Origin of the sequence: Pseudomonas delhiensis (assembly GCF_900187975.1) — a bacterium.
Taxonomy (GTDB): Bacteria; Pseudomonadota; Gammaproteobacteria; order Pseudomonadales; family Pseudomonadaceae; genus Pseudomonas; species Pseudomonas delhiensis.
In genome coordinates this window covers 120120-126476 of sequence record NZ_FZPC01000023.1, presented here as the reverse complement: position 1 = coordinate 126476, position 6357 = coordinate 120120, and the positions used below count along the sequence as shown (strand labels likewise).

Here is a 6357-nt window from a genome sequence, read left to right as displayed (position 1 = left end):
GCACTACCTGATCGACACCATCGCCGAGCTGCCGGCGGTGGTGGCCGACATCAACGCCCGCCTGGCGCGCGGGGAGATGCCGCAGAGCTTCTGAGTTCGCCGCTAAAGGCAAAGGCCCGCTTCGGCGGGTCTTTGCCTTGTACAGTGATCGCGGACAAAGTCCGCTCCTACAGTTCCAGGAAGCACGGGCGTAGGAGCGGACTCCGTCCGCGATTGGATTCACCGCCCACGCCGGACACCCCCGGTGGCACGGCCAACGGCGGATAACCGCGAACGGTTATTCGCCCTACGAACTTGCCGGCTGACGCTGCGTTATCCGCCTGCTCGGGACAGCCCCCTCTTCCTTCAGAGAAAGGGGCGGACTTCGCCCACGCACCTCTACCAAACCTTGACTCCGCTCCCCCTCCCTAACCACCACAACCGTTCGGTGTGATGCGTGTGGAACCACGAAGCTCCCGGCCTCTCCGTAGGGCGCATAACGCCTACCGCGTTATCCGCCAAATCGCGGACAGAGTCCGCGATTGGACTCACCGCCCACGCCGGACGCCCCCGGCGGCACGGACGACGGCGGACAGCCCCTACACCCTCCCCCCACCACCCCCTAGGGGCGCATAGGGGTTTCCCCGATTTTCGCGCAGCCCCGCCGGCACTATCGTTCGCAGCCATATCCCCCCTTGCGTGAGCGCCGCCGTGTTCGCCTACTCGATCTTCTGGACAGGAATCGCCCTGGGCCTCGCCGGCCTGGGTTTCGCCCAGCCGTGGGTGGCTGCGGCCGGGTTGGCCGTGGCCGGTGCCGCCGGCCTTGCGCTGCGCCCGCGCGCGGCGCTGCCGGCCGAGCCCGCCGCCACCGCCGCCGAGGCGCCTGCCGCCGTCGACTGCCAGCCCCTGCTGCACGCCGTGCTGCCGGCCTGGCAGCAGAACCTGGAGCAGGTGCGCAAGCTGCTGGCCGGCAACGTCGGCGAGCTGTTCTCGCGCTTCGCCGCCCTGGCCGAGCGCCTGCAGCAGACCCTCGCCCGCTCCGAAAGCGTCACCGGCGGCGAGGGCCTGGGCCACGACCTGCGCCAGGCCCAGCAGCGCCTGCACGAGGTCACCGAGGCCTTCCACGCCGCCAGCGTGCGCAAGAACGAGCTGCTGGGCACCATCGGCAACCTCAGCGGCTACGCCAGCGAACTGCAGGGCATGTCCAAGCACGTGCAGGACATCGCCAGCCAGACCAACCTGCTGGCCCTCAACGCCGCCATCGAGGCCGCCCGCGCCGGGGAATACGGGCGCGGCTTCTCGGTGGTGGCCGACGAGGTGCGCAAGCTGTCGAAGCTCTCGGCCGACACCGGCCAGCGCATGGTCGAGAAGGTCGGCGAGATCAACCAGGCCATCCACGCCACCGTCACCGCGGCGCAGGAGCTGTCCAGCCGCGAGGAAGACAACCTCGACTACCTGGACGGCGTCGCCGCCGACATCCTGCAGAACCTCTCGCGCAACCTGGCGGCGCTCACCGCCAGTGCCGCCGAGCTGCAGCAGGACACCCGCGTCACCCAGGCGGACATCCAGGAAATCATCGTCGGCCTGCAGTTCCAGGACCGCAGCGACCAGATCCTCGACCACCTGCAGGGCGACATCGGCCGCCTGCACCAGGCCGTCGCCAGCGGCGACGCGGCCCTCGCCCAGCCACAGCGCTGGCTCGGCGAGATGCGCCGGCAGTTCACCACCGACGAGGAACGCAGCGCCCGCCCGGCGAGCCGCGGCGCCGCCTCGGACGTCACCTTCTTCTGATCGCCCCGGAGCCCAACATGGCCAAGACCATACTCATCGTCGACGACTCCACGTCCATGCGCCAACTGGTGAAGATGACCCTCGCCGGCGCCGGGCACCAGGTCATCGAGGCCGTCGACGGCCGCGACGCCCTGGCCAAGCTCGGCGGCCAGAAGGTGCACCTGGTCATCAGCGACCTGAACATGCCCAATCTCGACGGCATCGGCCTGGTCAAGGCGCTGAAGGCCCGCGCCGAATACCGCTTCACGCCCATCGTCATGCTCACCACCGAGAGCGAACAGGGCAAGAAGGCCGAAGGCCAGGCCGCCGGCGCCCGCGCCTGGATCGTCAAGCCGTTCCAGCCGGCCCAGTTGCTGGCCGCCGTGGACCGGCTGGTGGGCTGAGATGCTGCACCTGTGCGACGAGCCCGGCCGGCCCCTGGCGCTGGCCGGCAGCCTGACCATCTACGAGGTGGGCCAGGCCTGCGCCGCCCTGCGCGAGGCGGTGGCCGGCGCCCGCCTGGAAGTGGCCGGGCAATGGCCGCTGGACCTGTCCCGCATCGACGAGATCGACACCGCTGGCGTGCAGCTGCTGCTGTCGCTGCGCGCGCAACTGCAGCGCCACGGCGCCGTGCTGGCGCTGCACGCGCCCAGCGAGGCGGTGCGCGAGCTGGTCGACCTGCTGCGGCTGCACGCCGCCCTGCCCTACGCCGCCGCGGCGGCCCAGCCCGAGGCCTGATGCCATGCTCGACGGCGAACAATGGAGCGAACTGCTGCGCGGTTTCATCGAAGAGGCCCGCGACCTGGCGCGACAGGCCGAGGAATGCCTGCTGGAACTGGACCGCAACCCGTCCGACGGCGAGGCCATCACCCGGCTGTTCCGCGCCATGCACACCCTCAAGGGCTCGGCCGGGCTGTTCTCGCTGCTGCCGCTGGTGAACTTCACCCATCACCTGGAAAACCTGCTGATGGCCGTGCGCGACGGCGAGCGCGCGCTCAGCGCCGACCTGGTCTCGCTGATGCTGCGCTGCCTGGACGAGATCACCTCGATGGTCGCCCTGATCGACCCGGCCACCGGCGAGCTGCCGGTGGACGCGGCGCACCAGCGCGAGCTGCTCGACGCCCTGGCCGCGCAGGCCGGCAGCGCGCCCGAGCTGATCCCCGCCCAGGCCGTCGACTGCCCGGCCCGCGGCCGCCTGGACGCCTGCGCCAGCTGCGAGGCGCAAGGCGCCTGGCACCTCTCGCTGCGCTTCGACGGCGAGCTGCTGCGCAACGGCTTCGACCCGGCCACCTTCGTGCGCTACCTCGGCCGCCTGGGCGAGGTGCTCTGCCTGCACCTGATCGACGACGCCGTGCCGGCCCTGGAAGAGCTAGACGCCGAACGCTGCTACCTCGGCCTCGAGATCGCCCTGTGCAGCTCGGCGGAACGGGCCGCCATCGAGGAAGCCTTCGAATTCATCCGCGACTTCTGCACCCTGCGCATCCTGCCGCCGGGCAGCCAGGCGGACGACTACCTGGCGCTGATGCGCGAACTGCCCGAAGCCGACGAGCGCATCGGCGCCATCCTGGTGGCCAGCGGCCTGCTCGACGAACAGGACCTGGCCCGCGGCCTGGCCCTGCAGGCACAGCACAGCGACGCACTCAAGCCCGCCCTGGGCAGCGTGCTGGTGGACCAGGGGCTGGTGCCGGCGCAGGCGGTGAACGCCGCCCTGGCGCAGCAGCAGAAGGCCCGCGAGCGCGCCCCGGAAAGCAGCCTGATCCGCGTCGCCGCGCACAAGCTCGACGAGCTGATCAACCTGGTGGGCGAGCTGGTCATCAGCGCGGCCGCCGCCCAGTTGCACGCCCGAGCCGGCGGCGACAGCGCCTGCAGCGAAAGCGCGCAGACGGTCAACCGCCACGTGGAGCTGATCCGCGAGGCGGCGCTGAAGCTGCGCATGGTCGAGATCGGCGAGACCTTCGCGCGCTTCCACCGCGTGGTGCGCGACGTCAGCCAGCAGCTGGGCAAGCGCATCCGCCTGGAGATCCATGGCGCCGACACCGAGCTGGACAAGTCGGTGATCGACAAGCTCGCCGACCCGCTCACCCACCTGGTGCGCAACGCCATGGACCACGGCATCGAAGCGGCCGAGCAGCGCCTGGCCGCCGGCAAGCCGGCCGAGGGCCTGCTGCGCCTGAACGCCTTCCACGAATCGGGCACCGTGGTCATCGAGGTCAGCGACGACGGGCGCGGCCTGGACACTCGGCGCATCCGTGCCAAGGCCATCGAGCGGGGCCTGCTCGAGGCCGGCGCGGCCCCGGGCGAACAGGAGCTGCAGCGGCTGATCTTCGCCGCCGGCTTCTCCACCGCCGACAGCGTCTCGGACCTTTCCGGCCGCGGCGTGGGCATGGACGTGGTGCGCAGCGCCATCGAGGCGCTGCGCGGCAGCATCGAGATCGACTCGCAGCCCGGCCGCGGCAGCACCTTCCGCATCCGCCTGCCGCTGACCCTGGCGATCATCGACGGCTTCCAGGTGAGCCTGGGCGAAGAGCAGTTCGTGGTGCCGCTGGGCCTGGTGACCGAGTGCATGGAGCTGCCGCCGCACGCAGGCGACGGCGCCCGCGGCTACATCGACCTGCGCGGCCGGCCGCTGCCGTGCATCGACCTGGCCGCGCACTTCGGCCTGCCGGGCAGCGCCGGCAAGCGCCGCAACATAGTGGTGGTCAGCCACGGGCGCCGGCAGGCCGGGCTCGTCGTCGACCACCTGCACGGCGAGCTGCAGACGGTGATCAAGCCGCTCGGTCCGCTGTTCCAGCACCTGCAGGGCATCGCCGGCTCGACCATCCTCGGCTCCGGCCAGGTCGCCCTGATCCTCGACATCGCCACGCTCTTCGCCAGCCTCGACGAGCGCCCATCGCAACCCTCCGTGGACGACGATCCACAGCAGAGCCACAGACACCCGCACGCAGCCGGTGCGCAGGAGACACCCCATGAAATTCATCCGTAACCTCAGGATCGGCATCCGCCTGATCGCCGGCTTCGCCCTGGTGGTGGCGCTGACCACCGCGGTGGGCGCGCTGGGCATCTTCAACCTGAGCAAGGTCAACGACCTCTCCGACCAGATGTACAACCGCGAGATGCTCGCGCTGGACGCCATGCAGATGGCCAACCTCAACCTGGTGTACATCGGCCGCCACCTGCGCAGCGCCCTGCTGGCCTCCGCCGCCGAGGAGCGCGACGCCGCCATGGCCCAGGTGCCCCAGGCCATCAAGGTGCTGCACGACAACCTCGAGGCGGCCCGCCCCAGCTTCATCAGCGACGAGTCCAGGGCGCGCCTGGCGCAGCTGGACCAGCAGCTGGCGGAGTACGAGAAGACCGCCCTGCACATCCTCGAACTGAACAAGGCCAGCGGCCAGTTCGCCCAGGGCACCGAGGCCTCCGCCCTGCTGCCGAAGCTGCGCCAGCTGAGCAACGCCGCCGACGACAACATGAGCACGCTGGTGGAGCAGAAGAAACTGCGCGCCCGCCAGGCCAACGACACCATCACCGACATCTACCTCGCCTCGCGCCTGCAGATGATCGTGCTGGTGCTGGTGGCCGCCGGCCTGGGCTTCCTCATCGGCATCCTGGTCACCCGCAGCATCGTGCGCCCGCTCAACCGCGCCGTGGGCGTGGCCAACAGCCTCGCCGAGGGCGACCTGGGCGTGCGCGTGGAGGTCGACAGCGCCGACGAGACCGGCCGCCTGCTGGGCTCCATGGCGCACCTGGCCGAGCGCCTGCGCAACGTCATGGGTGACGTGCGCGGCGCCGCCGACGCCCTGTCCTCGGCCTCCGAGGAAGTCAGCGCCACCTCCCAGTCCCTCAGCCAGGCGGCCACCGAACAGGCCGCCAGCGTCGAGGAAACCACCGCCTCGGTGGAACAGATGTCCGCGTCCATCGCGCAGAACACCGAGAGCGCGCAGGTCACCGACGGCATCGCCGGCAAGGCCGCGAGCGACGCGGTCGAGGGCGGCCGCGCGGTGCGCGAGATGGTCCAGGCCATGAAGCAGATCGCCGACAAGATCGGCATCATCGACGACATCGCCTACCAGACCAACCTGCTGGCGCTGAACGCCGCCATCGAGGCCGCCCGCGCCGGCGACCACGGCAAGGGCTTCGCGGTGGTGGCCGCCGAGGTGCGCAAGCTGGCCGAACGCAGCCAGGTGGCCGCGCAGGAGATCGGCGGAGTGGCCGGCAGCAGCGTGCAACTGGCCGAACAGGCCGGCCACCTGCTGGACGAGATAGTGCCCAACATCCAGAAGACCTCGGACCTGGTCCAGGAAATCACCGCCGCCTCCCAGGAGCAGAGCGCCGCGGCCGGGCAGATCAACATCGCCATGGGCCAGATGAACCAGATCACCCAGCAGAACGCCTCGGCCTCCGAGGAGCTGGCCGCCACCGCCGAGGAAATGAACGCCCAGGCCAGCCAGTTGCTGGAGCTGATCGGCTACTTCCGCCTCGACGAGCAGGCCAGCGCCCGCGCGCCGCACCGCGGCATGCTCGCCAGCCCCGTGCGCGAGCCCCAGCGGGCGCCGCGCAAGCCGGCCGCCGCGCGGCTGGACGAAGGCCAGTTCGTCAGCTTCGACTGAGGGA

The 6357-nt window shown here is 70.8% G+C and carries 5 protein-coding genes and 1 pseudogene; all 6 read left to right on the top strand.

Annotation, left to right across the window (positions count from 1 at the left end):
* Nucleotides 1–94 (top strand): annotated as a pseudogene (locus CHC02_RS30010) (phosphonoacetaldehyde hydrolase); the annotation flags it as partial.
* A 584-nt stretch (nt 95–678) separates the two neighbouring features.
* A complete protein-coding gene (locus CHC02_RS30770) occupies nt 679–1770 on the top strand; it encodes a methyl-accepting chemotaxis protein (protein WP_425262400.1) in 1092 nt (363 codons plus the stop codon).
* Between the two features lie 17 nt (nt 1771–1787).
* Nucleotides 1788–2153: a response regulator gene (locus tag CHC02_RS20915; protein ID WP_089393352.1), complete on the top strand. Its 366-nt coding sequence runs from the start codon at nt 1788–1790 to the stop codon at nt 2151–2153.
* Between the two features lies 1 nt (nt 2154).
* Nucleotides 2155–2487, top strand: a complete 333-nt coding sequence (locus CHC02_RS20910; RefSeq protein WP_089393351.1) for an STAS domain-containing protein — start codon at nt 2155–2157, stop codon at nt 2485–2487.
* Nucleotides 2488–2491: 4 nt separating this feature from the next.
* On the top strand, nt 2492–4732 hold the full coding sequence (locus CHC02_RS20905) for a chemotaxis protein CheA (protein WP_089393350.1): 2241 nt from the start codon (nt 2492–2494) through the stop codon (nt 4730–4732).
* Nucleotides 4716–6353: a methyl-accepting chemotaxis protein gene (locus CHC02_RS20900; RefSeq protein WP_089393349.1), complete on the top strand. Its 1638-nt coding sequence runs from the start codon at nt 4716–4718 to the stop codon at nt 6351–6353. Before CHC02_RS20905 ends, CHC02_RS20900 begins: the two co-directional genes overlap by 17 nt.
* Nucleotides 6354–6357 lie beyond the last annotated feature (4 nt).